This window comes from Pseudoalteromonas sp. 2CM28B (assembly GCF_023161935.1).
Genome location: NZ_JALNTH010000018.1, coordinates 80,802 through 101,073 on the forward strand (window position 1 = coordinate 80,802; position 20,272 = coordinate 101,073).

The window sequence follows — 20,272 nt, forward strand, 5'->3', positions numbered from 1 at the left end:
TATTTATGCCTCGCCCTTTGCTTGCATCAGCACGCGCTGTACCGGCTTAAAGCTTTTACGGTGCTCATCAATTGCGCCGTATTGCTCAAGTGCTGCAAAATGCGCCTTAGTTGGGTAGCCTTTATGCCCTGCAAACCCATATTGTGGGTAGCGCGCATCAAGCTCAAGCATTTCGTCATCGCGAGCCACTTTTGCTAAAATAGAGGCTGCTGAAATTTCTTCTACTAAGCTGTCGCCTTTAACAATGGCTTGTGCCGGCATTGCTAATTTAGGTAAACGGTTGCCATCTACAAACACAAATTCAGGCACTGTGTTAAGTGCTTCCACCGCGCGGCTCATGGCAAGCATGGTGGCTTGTAATATATTTAGCTCATCTATTTCACTGGGGCTACAACGACCAATGGCGTAACACAGTGCTTTTTCTTTTATTTCGATGGCTAATAATTGGCGTTTTTTATCCGTTAATTTTTTAGAATCTGCAAGGCCTGCGATTGGCTTAGCGGGATTTAAAATAACAGCGGCAGTAACCACATCACCCACCAGCGGTCCACGACCAACTTCATCCACACCGGCTATTAAGGTTACATTAGGTCGTTCAATTTGCATCTATTAACTCCGCCACAGCCTTGGCTGCTTGTTTACTGGCATTTAATCTAATTTTTTCATGTATAGCTAAAAAGCGTGCTTTTAATTCTTTATTATCGCTATTGAGCATAGGGGTAAGTGCTGCTGTTAAGTTAGCGACATTACACTCTCTTTGTAAAAACTCTGGTACTAACTCTTCGTCTGCCAATAAATTGGGTAGCGAAAAATATTTAATATTAAAGGTAAATAAGGTTTTAAAAATCCAATAACTCATGGGTTTAATTTTATAACCAACTACCATTGGCTTTTTATATAACATGCCCTCAAGCGTTGCTGTACCTGATGCAAGCAATATAGCATCGGCGGCTTGCATGGCTAAATTTGATTGGCCATCTAGTAAGTTAACATTAAGAGAGGGCGCTGTGGCATTTAAAATAGCAATAAATTGCGCTTTACGCTTTTCGTTCACCAGTGGCACAACGACTTTAAGCGCTGGGTTCTGCGCTTGTAACTGCGCCGCTGTTTTTATGTAGGTTTCACTTAACAAGCCCACTTCTGAGCCCCGGCTCCCAGGTAATAACGCTAACACCTTGTCATCAGCACTTAAGCCTAGTTGGCTGCGGGCTTTGCTATCGTCGTGCTTAAGTGCAATGTCGTCAGCTAATGTATGACCTACAAAAGTACACGGTACTTGGTGTTTGTCGTAAAATTCTTTTTCAAAAGGCAATAAAGCCAATACTAAGTTAGTGGCTGCACTTATAGTGTGAATGCGTTTTTCACGCCACGCCCACACTGAAGGGCTTACGTATTGCACGGTTTTGATGCCTGCGTCTTTTAACGGTTTTTCTACACGTAAATTAAAATCCGGCGCATCAATGCCTATAAAAACATCAGGAGGGTTTTCAATAAAGTGCTGTACTAACTGTTTGCGGATTTTTAGCAAGCGCGGTAAACGGCCAAGGACTTCAACCAAGCCCATAACCGACAACTCATCCATATCAAACAATGTTCTGCAGCCTTGAGCTTGCATTTTAGGGCCTGCAATACCTTCAAAGATTGCATTAGGAAAGTGTATTTTAAGCGCTTTTATGAGCCCTTCACCTAAAATATCGCCCGACAGTTCACCTGCCACAATACCAATTCGTAGTTGTTTTTTATCTTTTTTCATTTGCTATTTTTTCACAAGTAAACCCGGCGTTCATACCGATTAGTTTACCGTGTTTTAAGGCTAGGTTAAACGCTTAAAACACACCACTTTTTTCTAACTTACTCTTAATTGATGATTGCGTATTTTATAGACTGATGTAATGTCATGGTATATTAAAGTTTTCTAATATACATATTGACAAAAATTGTACAAACGCCAATAATAACGCAAACTTTCAGAAATTACTGAAAGCTTATTAAAACATTAACAATTGCTTTGTGCTGTCACTGCATCACAACCAAAGGAGCCAAAAATGATAGATGAAACCTTTGTGGATCTATCGCGATTACAGTTTGCTGTCACCGCTCTATTTCATTTTTTATTTGTGCCGTTAACAATCGGTATGACCTGGATTTTAGTTATCATGGAATCGGTTTATGTTATGACCGGTCGCGAAATTTATCGTGATATGACTAAGTTTTGGGGCAAGTTATTTGGTATTAACTTTGCTATTGGCGTGGCGACGGGCCTCACCATGGAATTTGAGTTTGGTACTAACTGGTCATATTACTCACATTATGTAGGCGATATATTTGGCGCGCCGCTGGCTATTGAAGGTTTAATGGCGTTCTTTTTAGAGTCAACTTTTGTGGGTATGTTCTTTTTGGGCTGGGACAGGTTAACTAAACGCCAACATTTAGGTGCTACCTTTTTAATGGCGCTGGGTACTAATTTGTCGGCGCTATGGATATTAATTGCTAACGGCTGGATGCAAAACCCTGTGGGAGCAGAATTTAACTATCAAACTATGCGCATGGAAATGACTAGCTTTGCTGAGCTTGTATTTAACCCTGTAGCACAAGTTAAGTTTATTCATACTGTATCGGCAGGTTATGTTGCCGCTTCTATGTTTGTACTGGGTATTAGTAGTTGGTACATATTAAAAGGCCGTGATTTAGCCTTTGCAAAACGCTCGTTTTCGGTGGCATCCGGCTTTGGTTTAGCGTCAATACTGTGTGTTATTTTATTAGGTGACGAATCAGGCTATGAAGTGGGCGAGGTTCAAAAGGTAAAACTAGCCACCATAGAAGCTGAGTGGCACACCGAAGAAGCACCTGCAGCGTTTACTGCGTTTGGTTTTCCTGATTCAGATGAGCAAGTTACCCATGCAGCAGTGAAAATACCCTACGCATTGGGGATTATTGCTACTCGCTCTCTAGATGAGCAAGTAGTTGGTATTTCTGATTTAGAGAAAAAACACGAGAAGCGTATTCGTAATGGCATGATAGCGTACGAATATCTCGAAAAACTTAGAAATGGCGAAGACAGCGAAGAAAACCTAGCTAAATTTGACTCCCTCAAAGATGATTTAGGTTATGGCTTATTGCTCAAACGCTATACCCCCAATGTGGTAGATGCCACAGAGGAACAAATTCAAATGGCGGTTAAAGACTCCTTCCCTAGAGTGGGCCCTATGTTTTGGTCATTTAGAATAATGGTTGCCTGTGGCGTAGTAATGCTCGCCGTGTTTGTACTGGCATTTTATTACAACGCACACCGCATTATTGAGCAAAAACGCTGGTTGCTGTGGGCTGCGGTTTTGAGTATCCCACTCCCTTGGATTGCAATAGAGTTTGGCTGGATCGTTGCCGAATACGGCCGCCAACCTTGGGCAATATCTGAAATATTACCAACCTTTTTAGCGACTTCGTCACTGACGGTAAACGATATTTTAATTAGCTTAACTGGATTTATTATTTTTTACACCGGCCTTGCTATTGTAGAGGGATGGTTAATGCTGCGCTTTATTAAACAAGGCCCAAGCTCATTACATACAGGTAAGTATCACTTTGAATTACCAAACAAAGCAGATAAAGACGCAGGAGAGCAATTATGATTTTTGATTATGAAACATTAAAAATGCTGTGGTGGTTGCTCATTGGCGTACTGCTTATAGGCTTTGCAATTACCGATGGCATGGATATGGGCGTTGCCATGTTACTGCGTATTGTGGGCAAAACAGACAGTGAACGGCGTACCGTTATTAATACCATTGGTGCCCACTGGGATGGTAACCAAGTATGGTTTATTACTGCAGGCGGTGCCTTGTTTGCAGCGTGGCCTATGGTTTATGCCGCCGCATTTTCGGGTTTTTACTTTGCTATGATGCTGGTCTTATTTGCATTATTTTTTAGACCGTTAGGTTTTGACTACCGCTCAAAAATAGACTCTAAACGCTGGCGTAATAACTGGGATTGGGGCCTATTTGCAGGCAGCGCCATTCCCGCTTTAGTATTTGGTGTAGCCTTTGGTAACTTATTTTTAGGTGTACCGTTTAACATTGATAATCTACTACGTGTAAGCTACCAAGGCTCATTTTTTGGCTTACTTAACCCATTTGGTTTGCTAGCGGGTTTAATCAGTGTAGCCATGTTAATTGCCCATGCAGGTATGTGGTTGCAATTGCGCACAGCAGATGCGGTTGCACAGCGCTCAGCGCAATATGGCCGCTATGCCTTAGTGGTATTTATTGTTTTGTTTGCAGCAGCTGGCTTTTGGGTGGCAAACATTAATGGCTACCAAATTGTGTCGATGCCTGATACGCAAAGCCACGCAGATCCGCTGGCAAAAGTAGTAAGCACAGCAAAAGGCGCATGGCTTAACAACTACAGTGAGCGCCCATGGACAATAACCTTCCCTATTTTAGGTTTTGCTATGGCATTCAGTGCCCTGCTTTTCTCAAAGCTTAACAAGCCAGCACTTGGGCTTATTTCAACCAGCTTTATGTTAATTGGCGTTATTATGACGGCAGGTGTGTCGCTATTCCCATTTATTATGCCATCGGTTAATAACCCTGATATTAGCTTAACTATTTGGGATGCTGTATCGAGTCACAAAACACTCAATATTATGTTTGTTGCTGTTGTTATATTTATTCCGTTAATCCTGGCCTACACCACGTGGTGTTACGTAAAAATGTGGCGCAGAGTAACAGTCGAAGAAATTGAAAATAACACACACGGTAGCTACTAAGGAGACTAAATTATGTGGTATTTCGCTTGGATTTTAGGGGTACTTTTAGCCTGTACCTTAGGGGTTATTAATGTAATGTGGTACGAGTTTCATCAAAATAAGAACAGTATTGCTGATGATGAACAACCTATGCACGATTTACTAAACGAAGCTAACAATACAAAAGATGACGACTAACCCCCGACCAAATCGCGCGCAGCAGCAATCTCTGCGCGCTTTTTTAAAAAAGCAAAGTAAGCCTGCGGGTGCATGGTTAAAGTTAAGTATTGCACTGGGCACATTTAACGCTATTTTAATGATTGCTAGTGCGTATTTACTGGCACAGGCTATTCACAACGTCATGTTTGCAGGCGCAAGCCTTGAGCAAGTAAATCACTTACTTTGGCCTCTCGCGGGAATTATTTTACTCAGAGCTCTATTTTTAGCTATTAGTGAAAGGCTCAGTGCTTATGCGGCACTTAAAATAAAGTCGGCTATGCGCCAAACCTTATTAACCAAATTGACTCAACTTGGCCCTAGTTATATTGAACAACACGGTCAAGGCGCTACACTCAACACGCTGCACAATGGCGTTGAAGCACTTCACGATTACTACGCTAAATATTTACCTGGTGTTGCCTATAGCGCGCTTATTCCAGTGGCCATATTAGTGGTTATATTCCCTACCGATTACAAGGCAGGCTTAATATTTTTATTAACCGCCCCGCTTATCCCATTTTTTATGATTTTGGTTGGCCATAAGGCCGAGGCACTCAATCAACAGCGCTGGCAACAATTAGCTGTACTCGGTAATTACTTTTTTGATCGCGTACAAGGGCTTACCCAACTAAAACTGTTTAATGCTACGCGCAAAGAGCTAAAGCAAATAGCCCAAATTTCAGATGATTTTAGGCATGCAACGCTAAGCGTGTTAAAAATTGCTTTTTTATCTTCTTTTGCACTGGAGTTTTTAGCCACAATTAGTGTGGCACTGGTAGCGGTTATTATTGGTTTTAGATTATTTTTTGGCACGCTCGACTTTGCAACCGGCTTTGTAGTATTGCTGCTAGCGCCTGAATTTTACTTACCGCTTCGCCAATTAGGCAGCCATTATCATGCGCGCTTACAAGGAATTAGTGCTGCTGCAGATATGCTAATCATTTTAAATGCACCACTGCCATCAAAAAATAATAACCACACAGCTCATATAAACATGGAGGGTAACAGCACTATCAGCGTCCATGATCTCAATTTTAGTTACCCTAATAGCAATGAGGGAATTAATAATATTAATTTAACCCTGCCAAGCAAAGGACTAGTAGCCATTGTGGGAGCTAGCGGCTCAGGTAAGAGCACCCTACTTGATTGCATGCTTGGTTTTCACCCAGAAGTAATACAACACATATCCATTGACCAACAACCATTGACGACAGCCGATATAAGCCAATTACAACAAAACATTGCCTGGATCCCACAAAAGCCAACCTTATTTTACGACACCATTGGCGCTAATATAAAGCTAGGTAACCCAGGCGTTTCAAATGCAGCACTTGAGCAAGCGGCGCAGCAAGCTGGTGCGCTGGAATTTATTAACGACTTACCTGATGGGTTTAACACCTTAATAGGTGAACAAGGCGAAGGGCTCTCTGGAGGGCAAAAGCAGCGTATTGCTTTAGCTCGTGCATTTTTAAAAAACGCCCCTATTTTAATGCTTGATGAGCCAACCGCTCATTTAGACAGTCAAACTGAACAGCTCATTCAAAACGCTATTGCTGAGTATGCAAAAGAACACTTAGTGATCACCATAGCGCACCGCTTAAATACAGTAAAAAATGCCAAACAACTTATCGTTATGGAAAACGGTGCCATCGCTCAGCAAGGCGACTTTATAACGCTCAGCCAGCAAGCTGGCGAATTTGCAAAGCTGCTGCAAACAGCGCAACATGGAGCGACTAATGACTAACTTTATTCGGTTACTTAAATTGTGCCGCCCTCATTATAAAGCGATGCTTTTAGGGACGTTTCTAGCGTCACTCACGGTGCTAGCTAATGTAGGCTTACTCGCTATTTCCGGCTGGTTTTTAGCTTCTATGGCTGCCGCAGGACTTACAGGCGTCCATATGAACTACTTTACCCCAGCTGGCACCATTCGTTTTTTGGCGATTGTGCGCACCGCCTCACGTTACGCTGAACGCTTAGTTACTCACAACGCCACATTTTTATTGTTAAGTGAAATACGAGTAAATATGTTCGCCACACTCAGTAAACTTAATAACCTTGATTTGGCTATGAGCCGCAGTGCCGATTTAGTTAACCGCTTACAAAATGATGTAGACGCACTAGATAAATTTTATTTAAATGTGTTGCTACCGATGTTAGTAGCCTTACTCACTGTGCCTATTATTATGCTGTTTATGTCTGCTTACAGCCCAAGTGTAGCCTTAATTTGCTTTACGGGCATCGTTGTTATTGGGGTGGTTATACCCGTTATATTGAGCAGACAATTAGATAAAAACAGCCACCAAGAAACATTACTCAGCGCCCAATTAAGAGCTGAGCTAGCTGATACCTTAACGGGTCTTAGAGAACTAAATATTTACCAAGCTCGAAACCAACAACTCACTAAGTGTGATCAGTTAAGTAAGCAGTATAATCAGCAATTATTTATTCGTCATAAGGCTCTTAGCAATGCTGATGGTTTGAGCTTACTCATAGTGCAACTGGCTATGCTCGCCAGCATTGTCACTATTGTACCGCTGGTATTTAGCGGCGAGATGGTAAATGTTGAATTGGCGATGTTGAGTTTGTTTGTACTGGCCAGTTTTGAAAGCGTATTGTTACTACCCAACGCGTTTATTGAACTACCTAATGTATTAAAATCAGCTGAGCGACTATTTACCCTTGAAGATAAAGTACTGAAGAAAAACGAGGTACCGCCACAAGTTATTGATTCAAAAAATAAAAAATGGACACTTTCGCTAGATAAAATTAGTTACCACTATGGCCAAAAGCAGGCATTAAATAATGTGAGCTTTGAGCTACCTGCAAAGCATAAAGTGGCGATTGTTGGACGAAGCGGCAGTGGTAAAACAACCTTAGTGAATTTACTAAGCGGTTTATGGCCTCTGCAACAAGGTGCAATTAGCTTACAAAACGAAAAAGAAACAATAAACCTGCAAAATTTAAATAATGAAAGCCGTGCAAAAACATTAAATATTTTAGCCCAGCAGCATCATATTTTTGATGGTACATTAAGCGATAATCTTGCCTATGCGGCACCTGATGCAACAGCGCAACAAATGACAGTGGCGTTAAATCAAGCCGAGCTGGGTAACTGGTTTAGCGCGCTAAAAGAAGGTTTAAATACTCGTTTAGGTACCGGCGGGCGAAATGTATCTCAAGGCCAGTCAAGACGCATTGCCTTAGCACAAGCGCTGCTGCAACAACCCGCCATTGTAGTGCTCGATGAACCCACTGAAGGGCTCGATAATATTTCTAAACAAGCCGTTATGAACAGTATTTTACAGCTAAAAGAGTGTGCCAGTGTACTAACAATCACACACGATCCAGCGTTGTTATCGCAAATGGATAGTGTCATCTGGTTAGACAGTGGGAAAATCATCGCTCAAGGTCCACATCAACAATTGCTCAATGAACACCCTGACTATGTGGCGTTAACGACCCGCTTTTAGTCCTTAGCAGTGTTACTTTTATCAATAACGGTGACCGTTACATCAATAACGCCGACTTTAGGGTCGGCTATTTTTTTAAACATCGCCTTAGATAAATCAATAATTCGCCCCCGAATATAAGGCCCCCTGTCATTAATTCTGACCACTACAGACTTATTATTAGCAATATTGGTAACTTTCACTTTTGTACCAAATGGGAGTCTTAGGTGCGCAGCACTTGCTGCTTGTTGGCTAAATCGCTCGCCACTGGCAGTAGTTCGGCCGTGGTATTTATCAGCATAAAATGATGCTTTACCTTGCTCTGCAACATCACGTTGTTGATTATTTATATTACTTGGCGCAGTACTACAGGCGGTCAAAATCACTAATAATACTGAAATAAATACTAACTTTATCCGTTTCATTATTAATACTTTATAGGAAAATATGTAGGGAGTGTAATAAGGTAAGCCTGAGTAGAGACTGAATTTAATAAACACAGCAACATGCACTTCATGGCTGAGTTATTAATCAAATATCAGCTAATAAAAAAACCACCTTGATTACTCAAAGGTGGTTTTTTTATAAATTAAAATGCTCTTTATTAACGCACGATACCGCGCTCTGAGCTTTTAACAAAATCAATCATCAGTTGAACAGCTGGGTATTTTTCAGCGTCTTCTGAAAGCGATTCTATCGCTTCATCAACGCCTAGGCTCTTGCGATAAAACGCTTTATAAGCGCGGCGTACTGCCATTATCTCATCACTTTCAAAACCACGGCGTTTCATACCTTCGGTATTGATTGCTGCAGGGCCTGCTGGCATCCCAATGGTGGTAACAAAAGGAGGTACGTCTTTATTTACACCAGAATACATACCAACAAATGCATGAGCACCAATTTTACAAAATTGATGCACACCTGAGTTACCCGCTAAAATAACCCAATCACCAACATGAACGTGACCCGCTACACTGGCATTATTTGCAAAAATAACGTTATCGCCAATCACCGCATCGTGTGCAACGTGAGTGTAAGCCATAAATAAGTTATTGCTACCTATTTTGGTAACACCTTCATCTTGGATTGTACCGCGATGAATAGTCGCACATTCACGAATAACATTGTTGTCGCCAATAATTAAGCTGGTTGGCTCGTTGTTATATTTTTTGTCTTGGCAGGCTTCGCCCACAGAAGCAAACTGAAAAATATGGTTACCAGAGCCAATAGTAGCAGGCCCTTTAACAACAACGTGAGACTCAATAATACAGTCATCACCAATAACAACATCATTACCGATGTAACTGTATGGTCCAACTGACACATTGTTACCAAGTTTTGCACCCGGTTCGATTATTGCCGTAGCATGGATCACAATTAAAACTCTCTTCTAGCACACATGATTTCGGCGCTACACACTGTTTTGCCGTCAACTTTAGCTTCAGCCGCAAATTTCCATATGTTACGACGCTCTTTCAAAAACTTAACATGAAGATGCATGGTATCACCTGGCACAACCGGCTGCTTGAAACGAGCATTGTCTACGGCTGCAAATAGGTAAAGTTCGTTTTCATTACGATTTTCAACCGTTTTAAACCCTAATAGACCCGTTGCTTGTGCCATTGACTCTAATATTAGCACACCAGGAAAAATCGGCTGGTTTGGGAAATGGCCGGTGAAAATGGGTTCATTAATCGATACGTTTTTAATTGCATGTAACGATTCACCAGGGGTGAAATCTATAACGCGATCAATCAGAAGCATCGGGTAACGGTGCGGTAATAAACTTAAAATTTCTTGAATATCAAGGCTATTTAATTCGTTTGCCAAAATAGCATCCTTATTAGTGTTCAACGTTCATGACTTATTCAATGCTTCAAGCGCTTTTAGACGTGACTTCATGTCTGAAAGGTTACGCAAATGAGCAATTGATTTTCGCCATTCTTTGTTAGTCGTATGAGGCATACCGGATGAGTAAATACCCGGTTCGGTGATTGATTTAGTCACCATACTCATACCAGTAATTATAACACCATCACATACAGACATGTGACCGTTAATTGCGGTCATGCCGCCAATCTGGCAATTTTTACCTATGCTGACACTGCCTGCAAGTACAGTACAACCGGCAATTGCAGTGCCTGACTGAACTTCAACGTTGTGTGCTATTTGACACTGATTATCAATAATAACGTTACTGTGAATAATAGTGTCATCGAGTGCACCACGATCTATGGTGGTGCTTGCACCAATTTCGACTTTATCGCCAATGATCACTGAGCCTAGTTGTGGAATTTTAAGCCATTGACCACGTTCATTCGCATAACCAAAACCGTCGCTGCCAATAACAGTATTCGCTTGAAATAAACAGTCTGCGCCAATCTCAACATCATGATAAACGCTCACACTTGACCATAGTTTGGTGCCTGAGCCTATTTTAACACGTTCACCAATAAAACTGTTCGGACCAATTTGTACGTTATCGCCAATCACAGCGTCAGCTTCAATTACAACATTCGCGCCTATGGATGCGCTTTTACTGACTTGCGCACTGGCATGTATAACCGCACTTGGGTGTATACCACTAATGGCACTACGTGGCGTGGTATCCATTAACTGAGCGAGTTTAGCGTAATTCACATACGGATTGGCGACGATGATTTTGTTGCCTGAAAAATAAGGCGCATCCTCAGGGCCCAGTATCACAGCACTGGCTTGTGTTGTTTCAAGCTGAGAGCGATATTTCTTGTTCGCTAAAAATGCAATATGCCCAGTCTGGGCATTTGCAAGTGTCGCTATTTTTTTTATTTCTAAAGCGCCATCACCTTGAAGCTCAGCGCCTAGAAGTTCCGCAATTTGCGAAAGCGTATAATTTTGCATAGATTAATTATTTCTTACTTACAGCGTCTACAACTTTATCAGAAAGATCAGTTACTTCTTTAGGGTTAAAGTAAATTGTTGTGTCTTTTACTTTAACTTCGTCAAAGTCACCTTTTTTAGCAATCTCTTGGATAGTTTCAATGATTAAAGTCTGAACTTTAGCCAACTCTTGATTTTGACGTGCTTTAATTTCTTGCTCTAACGGACGACCCTTTTCAGCAAGGTTTTTTTGCATACCTTGAATTTTATCACGTAATGCGTCTTTTTGATCTTGACTCATTGTGGTGCTTTCACGCTTAAACTTTTCAGCTTCAAAGCGAATATCGCCTTGTAACTTTTCAAGCTCTTGACGACGCTCAGCAAATTCAGTTTGTAAAGACTGTTCAATTTTAGCCATTTGTGGAAGCTGCTTGTAGATTTCTTGCATATCTACAATACCCACTTTATGAGCAAAAGCATTAACTGATGTACCCATCATAAGTGTAGCTAAAACGGCAACAGCTGTTGATTTGAATAATTTTTTCACAAAAAACTCCTTTAGAAAGTGTTACTAATATTAAAACTGATGGTCTTGGTATCGTCATCTTCTTCTTTTTGCAACGGATACGCAAAGCTGATCAGCATAGGACCCATAGGTGAGATCCATTGTAATGATAAACCGGTTGCAACCCTAAAGCGCATTGGGTCTGAATAATCATCTAATTTTGCACGCTCATCAATACCTAAGTTTTGATAGCGATCAACACTGAATTCGGTATCCCATACATTGGCAGCGTCAACAAAGAAACTCGTACGCACCGAACTGGTGTTTTCTTCATCTAAGAACGGTGTAGGAACAATAAGCTCCATACCTGCCACTGCTTTAGCATTACCACCAATACGACCTTGTGGTATTAGCACGTCAAACTCTGACGCCCCACCAATATTACCTGTGGTTGTACCATCACCCGATGGCGTGCCTGGTATAGATTGCGGTACTCGTGATACTGCACGCGGTAAGATAGTATTTCTATCAAAGCCACGTAGTTCCATTTCTGTAATACGGAAATACTCTTGGAATGGCAGCGTCTGCTCATACCCGTTAGTAGAGCCATAACCATTACCGTAACCTAATGCCGCACGCGTTGAGAACACCCAACGATGATCGTTTGAAATCGGCCAGTAAAAACGTGAATCGTAATTTAATTTAAAGTATTTTAAATCTGAATTCGGCGTTGTTGCTGTTAGGTTTAATGTTTGTCTTGAGCCAGCGGTTGGGAATAAACCACGGTTTACCGTTACACGCGACCAACCTACACTTAACTCATACTTAGTAAACTCAAAGCCCGCATCAGGATTCTCTGGATCGAGAAAGGTTTCACGTAATACACGTGTTTGCTCATATTCAGCGATATCTGATAGTTCTTCTTCTATCCAACGAACCCCAAAGTTAATACGGTTAATGGCATCAATTGGAAAACCAATGTTTGTCCCAAGGCCATAACTTTTTGACTTATAGTCAATCAAGCTAAACTGGCTAGCATCGTAGTTACTGTAAAAAACGCTGCTGCCTTGCGATACGCCATCTGGCGTAAAGTAAGGGTCTGTGTACGACACACTGACACGCTCAGAGCCACGCGAGGTATTAATGTTAAAACCAATTTGGTTACCTGTGCCTAAAAAGTTAGATTCAGTTACACCAATATTAAATTGCAGACCTAGGTACGAACCATAAGCAAGACCGGCATTGAAGCTGCCCGCAGATTGCTCTTTAACAGTAAAATCAACATCTACTTGGTCATCTACACCTGGAACAGGCACTACGTTAAAGTCAACAGTTTCCATATAAGGTAAGCGTTGAATTTGCAATTTAGAACGCTCAAGGTTTTGGTTAGATAGCCATGCACCTTCAAGCTGTGTCATTTCACGACGTAGTACTTCATCAGCTGTATTTTGGTTACCACCTACAATAATTCGACGAACATAAACACGTTTTCCAGGGTCAACTGACAAAGTTAGTTGTACTTCTTGGTTTTCATCATCAATTTCTGGAATGGTGCGTACTTCAGCGTTAGCATATCCAAAACGAGCTAAGTAACTTTTTATAAACTCTTCTGAAGAAGTCACCACCGAGCCGTTATAGAGCTCTCCGGTACGAAGTGGAATAACACTTTTTATTAGTTCTTCTCGGCCGAGTAAATCACCGATAAAATCAAAGCCTTTCACTTTGTATTTTACACCTTCGGTGATATTTGCCGTTACATAAACCGATTCACGCTCAGGACTCACTGATACTTGAGTTGAATCAATATTAAAACGCAAATAACCACGGTCTAAATAAAAGCTACGAATTTTCTCTAAATCGCCTTCAATGGTTTGTTTTTGATAGCGGTCGCTACCCATAAACTGCCACCATGGTAAGTCTTGCTGCGACTCAACTAGTTGCAATAATTCTTCGTTTGAGAAAAGCTCATTACCCACTAAGTTAATTTGACGAATCGAGGCTGCATCGCCTTCGTCAAACTCAAGTCTTAATTTAACGCGATTACGTGGTAATTTAGTGACACTGATCTCCACTTTTGCATTGTATTTACCAATACTGTGAAAAAATTCAATCAGGCCTTTTTCGATGTTATCGATTACCGTTTTATCAAGCTGCTCGCCTTGGCGAATATCTTGTTGATCGAGTGACTGATTTAACTGCTCATCTTTTATGTCTTTATTGCCTTCAAATTCAATAAAGCTAATGGTTGGACGTTCAGTTACTTTAAAAATAACGCTATTACCATCGCGTAACGCTTTTATATTGTCAAAGTGACCAGAGCGATAAAGTGACTTAATTGTTTTTGAAATTGTATATTCATCAACATTGTCCCCCACGTTAATAGGAATATGCGTTAATGCAGCACCAAGTGCAACACGTTGCAATCCCTCAACTTTTAAATCTTCAACAATAAAGGAGCTTTGGCCTAGGGCTGCAAAGCTTGCACCCAATAAACTTGAAACTACCAAATGTTTTTTTATAGCCATTTTATTATCTTTATCCTTTACAACTGTATTACCGCTTAGCATCGGAAATTAAATATTTACGAGCTTTACAATCGTGTTCTAATTTGTCGTTACCACGCTTACATAACTACAAGCGGGATACATCATTGAACAAAGCGAAACATGTTAGAAAAATGAGTAGCAAGGCTCCCACTTTAAAACCAAACTCTTGTGTCTTTTCAGAGACTGGCTTTTTACGAAAAAGTTCAATTATGTAATACATTAAGTGCCCACCATCAAGCACTGGCAGAGGAAGTAAATTAAATACTCCCAAGTTAACGCTTATCAAAGCTAAAAAGCTTAAAAATGCGACTAATCCATAACTAACACTGGTGCCGGCGCCTACGGCTATGCCGACGGGTCCACTTAGGTTTTTAACCGACACTTGGCCTGTTATTAAGTTACCTATCATGTCAAAGCTCAGCGTAATTAAACGCCATGTTTCTTTTGTGCCCAGCACAATACTATCTAGTGGCCCATAATGTCTAGTCTCTACAAAATCATCAGGCCACTGCTCTACAACGGGAGCAACACCCAAAAAGCCTTGCTCTATGCCATTACTGACGACCCGGCGCTTTGGAGTAACTGTTATTGTTTTTATACTATCTTGTCTTTTTACACTAAATTGTAAGGATTTGTTAGCCGATTGAGTAATAAGATTAACTAATTGCTGCCAACCGCTCATTGTTTCACCATTCACAGCTAAAATAACGTCGTTAACCTGTAAATTAGCCTGTTCAGCAGCTGAGTTTTTAGTAATAGCGGCAATAACTAAGGTTGCCTGAGGACGAAACGGTACAATACCTAACGAACTGAGCGGCGGTACATCTTGTTGATCAAGCTTCCAACCATCTAGGTTAAGTGTTTGCACTGTTTGCTGATAATTTTCGTTACGTAAGGTTACGGCAACGCTTTTATCACCTAAATGAGACATCAAAGAAAAGGTCGCATCTTGCCAATTACTTATGTCGTCATCACCAATTTTAATAATTTGTTGGGTTGGCATAATACCGGCCTGTTCAGCTCGGCTGCCTTCAACAACACTACCCACAACAGGTTTTATGGTTTGCACACCTACCATGTACATGGCCGCTAAAGCAAAAATAGCGAACAAAAAGTTCGCCATCGGCCCTGCTGCCACAATGGCTATGCGGGCTTGAACTGATTTAGCATTAAACGATAAATGACGTTGGTTTTCGGGTACTTCATCAACACGCTCGTCTAACATTTTTACGTAACCACCGAGTGGGATTGCCGCAATCACGTATTCAGTATTGTATTTGTCGTACCATTTTAGTAAGGGTTTACCAAAACCAATTGAAAAGCGCAGTACTTTAACGCCCGCCTTACGTGCCACCCAGAAATGACCATATTCATGAACGGTCACTAGAATACCGAGTGCGAGTATAAACGAGCCTAAATTCCAAAAAAAATCGAACATTTTAATGCACCACTTTGGTTATAAACTGCGCTGCGCTCAAACGTGCTAAACGATCACACTCTAAAATTTCATCGAGCGTTTGCACATTGGTAAACTTTGCTGCCTCTAACGTTTTCGCATTCACTTTATAAATATCAGTAAAACTAATTTGCCCCTGCAAAAATGCATTTACAGCCATTTCATTGGCAGCATTCACCGTAGTGGTTGCGCCCTGTCCCGCATCACACGCGGCAATTGCCAATTTTAAATTAGGGTAGCGCGAGAAATCAGGTTTGGTGAACGAAAAATCACAAATATCAGAAAAGTTTAATGGTTTAACACCCGCATCAATTCGCTGTGGAAAGGCAAGTGCATGTGCTATCGGGGTGCGCATATCAGGGTTACCCATTTGCGCTAAAATAGAGCCATCTTGGTATTGCACCATAGAATGGATAATACTTTGAGGATGAATCACCACATCAATATCGCTTGCATCACAGTTAAATAACCATTTTGCCTCAATAAACTCTAAGCCTTTGTTCATCATTGTAGCTGAGTCTACCGATATTTTTTGCCCCATAGACCAATTAGGGTGAGCAACCGCTTCATTGACGCTAACGCTACCAAGCGTATTAATATCACGGTTTAAAAATGGGCCACCAGAACCGGTTAGTAAAATTTTGCTAACCCCATGATGCTCAAGTTTTGCTTCACCTTGGGTATTTTGTAACGCACCAGGTAAACACTGAAAAATAGCATTATGTTCGCTGTCGATGGGTAATAAAGTTGCTTGATGCTTTTTAACTTTATCAATGAATAACTGACCCGACATCACCAGTGACTCTTTGTTGGCAAGCAATACTTTTTTGCCCGCTTCAACAGCGCTCAAGGTAGGGAGTAATCCGGCTGCACCAACAATCGCTGACATAACCGTATCAACATCACCATGAGCACAGAGCTCACTCATGGCTTTCTCGCCATGCATTACTTGTGTTTTACTCTCATGCTTTAAAAGCGCAGAAAGCTGCTTAGCCGCCAATTCAGATGCCATTACAGCATAACGAGGCTGGTGAGCTATACACAGTTCAGCCATTTTTTTTGCATTTTGTCCTGCGGTCAATGCAAAAATTTTAAATTGCTGTTGGTTTCTTGCAACAACATCTAACGTGCTAAGACCTATCGACCCCGTCGCACCCAAAATAACCAGTTGTTGCACAGCACTCATAAGCTAAGCGTCCAAGCAAAGCAAATAACAAACATCGGTGCTGCCGCAGTTAAACTATCAATACGGTCTAAAATACCACCGTGACCTGGTAAGCAACTGCCGCTATCTTTAAGTCCCGCTTCGCGCTTAAACATACTCTCAAGTAAATCACCTACCGCAGAAAACAAGGCAATAAACGCTGTCATAACTGCATAAATAGGCCATACAGAGGTATCAACGTTAGTGTAATAACAAAAAGCCAGTACAAATAACACCGCAGCAACCACGCCACCTGCGAGGCCTTCTATGGTTTTATTTGGACTAACTTTAGGCATTAACTTATGTTTACCAAAACTTTTACCTGTAAAGTAAGCGCCTATATCGGCACTCCATACAATGCCTAATACAACTAAAATAAGCACAGAGCCATAGTGAGTAGATTCAGTATATTGCGCACTACGCAGTGTGTTAAGTGCAAGCCATAGCGGTATTAAGGTCAACAAACCAGCAATGCCGCGCATCACAAGCCCTTCGTTCCACCCTTTGGCCATAGCAGGGTAACGCCACACTAAATAACTGGCTACCAACCACCAAGAAAACGACAAGGTAAATAAGTAATTAGCATCGCCTACAAGTTGACCATTTTGCCATAGAGTCTCTATAGGCCAATGCAAATTGAGTAACCCTAGTAATACTGCCACTAATAATACAAAGGCGCCACGTTTTGGCTTATCGCATAGTCCCATAAAGGCAGACCACTCCCACGCGCCCATTAATACAATAGCACCCGCAAAATAACTAAATAACGTTAGTGGGGTGTAAAAAACCAAAGCCAGTGCTAATGGCGCTAGCACTAGTGAGGTTAAAATACGTTGTTTTAACAAAATGATGACCCTTAATCTATTTTAGGTTTGAGCGAGTAATTGTTTTATTTGTTCGCCCGTGCAACCAAAACGTCGCTCTCTGGCAACGTAACATGCAATGGCCTCTGCAAAAGCAGCTTCATTAAAATCAGGCCAAAGTGTATTTGTGAAATAAAGTTCAGCGTAGGCTGCCTGCCAAAGTAAAAAGTTACTAATTCTGACATCGCCACCGGTACGGATCAATAAATCAGGCTGAGCTTGATCTGCCATACTCATATGCTGTGCAATATGTTCTTCTGTAATATCTGCTGGGTCAATTTCTCCATTCGCTACTTGTAAAGCAACTTGCTTAGCAGCGTGAGTCATATCCCAGCGACCACCGTAATTTGCCGCAACATTTAAGTGCAGCCCGGTATTGTTCGCTGTTAGTTCTTGAGCTGTATGTACTTTAGCGCGCAAGCTTTCAGAGAATCGAGATAAATCTCCAATGATGGTTAGTTTTACGTTATTTTTTTGCAGCTTTTTAACTTCTTTACTCAGTACAAATAAAAAAAGCTCCATAAGTGTATTTACTTCGTCTTCAGGGCGGCGCCAGTTTTCACTACTAAAAGCAAATAAGGTTAACGATTGTATTCCTAATTTAGTACAAAACTGCACGGATTGACGAACTGCATCCACGCCTTTTTTATGCCCATATACACGAGGTCTATTTCTAGCTTGTGCCCAACGCCCGTTCCCATCCATGATGATGGCAACATGTTTAGGTAAACATTGCTGTGAAATTGTATCAGCGTCTAGAACCATAAATTTTGTGTATTCCATAAAAAAACGCCGCCTAGTATACCCCAGACGGCGTTTCAAAACTAATAATTTTAACCTGTACCCGTGATAATAAATCTACATAAAGCAAATAATTATACAGCTAACAACCTTGTATTTACTGATAATCGAGCCAATAGTAAAGAGTAAACACAATCTGTTACCCTTTAAAATCAAACAATTAAAGTTAAGTGCGAAGGCATATAAACAACGACTTAGTTACTTTAGTAAAGCTGTTAATCCGAGCCTAGATTAGCAATTAGATTTCCATCAACTCAGCTTCTTTCGCTGTTAGTTGCGTATCCATTTCTTTGATAAACTTATCAGTGATTTTTTGGATAGCATCTTCAGCTTGACGCGCTTCATCTTCAGAGATGTCTTTATCTTTTAATAAGTTTTTAATATCGCCATTTGCATCACGACGAATGTTACGAATGGCAACACGACCGCTTTCTACTTCACCACGTACGATTTTAATTAAATCTTTACGACGTTCTTCAGTCAATGGAGGAAGTGGTACACGGATCACTGTACCTGCAGACATTGGATTTAAACCAAGGTCAGATGCCATAATGGCTTTTTCAACAGCTTGCGCTAATGACTTATCAAATACACCAATAGCCAATGTACGTGAGTCTTCAATTGTTACATTTGCAACTTGGTTTAACGGTGTTGGTGCGCCGTAGTACGACACCATGATGCCGTCTAAAATTGCAGGATGAGCACGGCCAGTACGAATTTTAGATAATTGACTACCAAGTGCTGCTACACTTTTTTGCATGCGCGCTTGCGCATCTTTTTGAATATCGTTAATCACGGTTTAATCCTAATCTAGTTACTAACTTCATCTGAGGCTTGTGAAGAAATAAGGGTCCCTTCTTCTTCACCCATTATTACGCGTTTTAATGCGCCTGATTTATTCATATTAAATACGCTCAATGGCATATTATGGTCGCGAGCTAATGTAAATGCCGCTAAATCCATTACTTTTAGTTCTTTATCAATAATTTCATTGTAGCTTAAGTGACGGTAAAGTGTCGCATCTGGGTTTTTAACCGGATCATCGCTAAATACACCATCTACTTTGGTTGCTTTAATTACTGTGTCAGCTTCAATTTCAATGCCACGTAAACACGCTGCAGAGTCAGTTGTGAAGAACGGGTTACCCGTACCAGCTGCAAAAATAACTACACGACCTGTTTTTAATAAGCTAATGGCTTCTGCCCAGTTATACGCATCACATACGCCATTTAAAGGAATGGCTGACATTAAACGGCAATTTACAAATGCACGGTGCAACGCATCACGCATAGCAAGACCATTCATGACAGTTGCAAGCATTCCCATGTGGTCGCCAACAACGCGGTTCATACCCGCTTCGGCTAGTGAGCCACCACGTAAAAAGTTACCGCCACCAATAACTAAACCCACTTCTACGTCGAGTTCTACGAGCTCTTTAATTTCTTGTGCCATACGATCTAAAACTTTAGGGTCGATGCCGAAGCCTTCGTCTCCCATTAAAGCTTCACCACTTAATTTGAGAAGAACACGTCTAAAAATAGGTTTGCGATTGATAGTCATAGTTTTGGGGCCAACTTTTATTGAATTATGGATAAAAAATAACCGCGCTTATGTTAAACATAA

At 41.1% G+C, this 20,272-nt stretch carries 19 protein-coding genes; 5 read left to right on the top strand and 14 right to left on the bottom strand.

Annotated elements, in window-relative coordinates; all coding sequences use genetic code 11:
* Window positions 1–3 precede the first annotated feature (3 nt).
* On the bottom strand, window positions 4–606 hold the full coding sequence (gene rnhB / locus MTN96_RS21085; RefSeq protein ID WP_036981958.1) for a ribonuclease HII: 603 nt from the start codon (window positions 604–606) through the stop codon (window positions 4–6).
* Complete coding sequence (lpxB, locus tag MTN96_RS21090; RefSeq protein ID WP_248532689.1) at window positions 596–1,753, bottom strand: lipid-A-disaccharide synthase; 1,158 nt, start codon at window positions 1,751–1,753, stop codon at window positions 596–598. Before lpxB ends, rnhB begins: the two co-directional genes overlap by 11 nt.
* Window positions 1,754–2,045: 292 nt before the next feature.
* On the opposite strand from lpxB, the gene MTN96_RS21095 reads away from it, so the two are divergent.
* From MTN96_RS21095 to cydC, 5 genes are read left to right on the top strand one after another with little or no spacing between them, the layout of a single operon-like run.
* On the top strand, window positions 2,046–3,629 hold the full coding sequence (locus tag MTN96_RS21095; protein ID WP_036981954.1) for a cytochrome ubiquinol oxidase subunit I: 1,584 nt from the start codon (window positions 2,046–2,048) through the stop codon (window positions 3,627–3,629).
* Window positions 3,626–4,765 (top strand): cytochrome d ubiquinol oxidase subunit II, encoded by a 1,140-nt coding sequence (gene cydB / locus MTN96_RS21100; RefSeq protein ID WP_069438627.1) that lies wholly within the window; start codon window positions 3,626–3,628, stop codon window positions 4,763–4,765. The genes MTN96_RS21095 and cydB overlap by 4 nt, the downstream gene beginning before the upstream one ends.
* 12 nt (window positions 4,766–4,777) lie before the next feature.
* Window positions 4,778–4,942, top strand: coding sequence for a cytochrome bd-I oxidase subunit CydX (gene cydX, locus MTN96_RS21105; RefSeq protein ID WP_004586934.1), 165 nt, complete (start codon window positions 4,778–4,780; stop codon window positions 4,940–4,942).
* Window positions 4,932–6,707: a thiol reductant ABC exporter subunit CydD gene (gene cydD, locus MTN96_RS21110; protein WP_248532690.1), complete on the top strand. Its 1,776-nt coding sequence runs from the start codon at window positions 4,932–4,934 to the stop codon at window positions 6,705–6,707. The genes cydX and cydD overlap by 11 nt, the downstream gene beginning before the upstream one ends.
* Complete coding sequence (cydC, locus tag MTN96_RS21115; protein WP_248532691.1) at window positions 6,700–8,436, top strand: thiol reductant ABC exporter subunit CydC; 1,737 nt, start codon at window positions 6,700–6,702, stop codon at window positions 8,434–8,436. The genes cydD and cydC overlap by 8 nt, the downstream gene beginning before the upstream one ends.
* Here cydC and MTN96_RS21120 read toward each other — a convergent pair.
* From MTN96_RS21120 to pyrH, 12 genes are all read right to left on the bottom strand, one after another.
* A complete protein-coding gene (locus MTN96_RS21120) occupies window positions 8,433–8,840 on the bottom strand; it encodes a septal ring lytic transglycosylase RlpA family protein (RefSeq protein ID WP_036981945.1) in 408 nt (135 codons plus the stop codon). The two genes, cydC and MTN96_RS21120, sit on opposite strands and share 4 nt — an antisense overlap.
* 179 nt (window positions 8,841–9,019) lie before the next feature.
* Window positions 9,020–9,790, bottom strand: coding sequence for an acyl-ACP--UDP-N-acetylglucosamine O-acyltransferase (lpxA, locus tag MTN96_RS21125; protein ID WP_013465422.1), 771 nt, complete (start codon window positions 9,788–9,790; stop codon window positions 9,020–9,022).
* Window positions 9,791–9,792: 2 nt separating this feature from the next.
* Complete coding sequence (gene fabZ, locus MTN96_RS21130; RefSeq protein ID WP_036981943.1) at window positions 9,793–10,245, bottom strand: 3-hydroxyacyl-ACP dehydratase FabZ; 453 nt, start codon at window positions 10,243–10,245, stop codon at window positions 9,793–9,795.
* Between the two features lie 27 nt (window positions 10,246–10,272).
* Complete coding sequence (lpxD, locus tag MTN96_RS21135) at window positions 10,273–11,295, bottom strand: UDP-3-O-(3-hydroxymyristoyl)glucosamine N-acyltransferase (RefSeq protein ID WP_036981941.1); 1,023 nt, start codon at window positions 11,293–11,295, stop codon at window positions 10,273–10,275.
* Between the two features lie 7 nt (window positions 11,296–11,302).
* On the bottom strand, window positions 11,303–11,821 hold the full coding sequence (locus tag MTN96_RS21140) for an OmpH family outer membrane protein (RefSeq protein WP_036981939.1): 519 nt from the start codon (window positions 11,819–11,821) through the stop codon (window positions 11,303–11,305).
* Between the two features lie 11 nt (window positions 11,822–11,832).
* Entirely contained in the window at window positions 11,833–14,304 is a 2,472-nt protein-coding gene (gene bamA / locus MTN96_RS21145; protein ID WP_036983418.1) for an outer membrane protein assembly factor BamA, read from the bottom strand.
* A 106-nt stretch (window positions 14,305–14,410) separates the two neighbouring features.
* Complete coding sequence (rseP, locus tag MTN96_RS21150) at window positions 14,411–15,763, bottom strand: sigma E protease regulator RseP (RefSeq protein ID WP_036981936.1); 1,353 nt, start codon at window positions 15,761–15,763, stop codon at window positions 14,411–14,413.
* A gap of 1 nt (window position 15,764) precedes the next feature.
* Window positions 15,765–16,967 (bottom strand): 1-deoxy-D-xylulose-5-phosphate reductoisomerase, encoded by a 1,203-nt coding sequence (gene ispC, locus MTN96_RS21155; protein WP_248532692.1) that lies wholly within the window; start codon window positions 16,965–16,967, stop codon window positions 15,765–15,767.
* Entirely contained in the window at window positions 16,964–17,830 is an 867-nt protein-coding gene (locus MTN96_RS21160) for a phosphatidate cytidylyltransferase (protein WP_248532693.1), read from the bottom strand. Before MTN96_RS21160 ends, ispC begins: the two co-directional genes overlap by 4 nt.
* Before the next feature lie 21 nt (window positions 17,831–17,851).
* Window positions 17,852–18,631, bottom strand: coding sequence for an isoprenyl transferase (locus MTN96_RS21165; protein WP_036981930.1), 780 nt, complete (start codon window positions 18,629–18,631; stop codon window positions 17,852–17,854).
* Between the two features lie 256 nt (window positions 18,632–18,887).
* Window positions 18,888–19,409 carry a ribosome recycling factor gene (frr, locus tag MTN96_RS21170; RefSeq protein ID WP_215908014.1) on the bottom strand — a complete coding sequence of 174 codons (522 nt, stop codon included), beginning with the start codon at window positions 19,407–19,409 and terminating at the stop codon, window positions 18,888–18,890.
* Window positions 19,410–19,459: 50 nt separating this feature from the next.
* Window positions 19,460–20,209 carry a UMP kinase gene (gene pyrH / locus MTN96_RS21175; protein ID WP_016899281.1) on the bottom strand — a complete coding sequence of 250 codons (750 nt, stop codon included), beginning with the start codon at window positions 20,207–20,209 and terminating at the stop codon, window positions 19,460–19,462.
* Window positions 20,210–20,272: the final 63 nt, after the last annotated feature.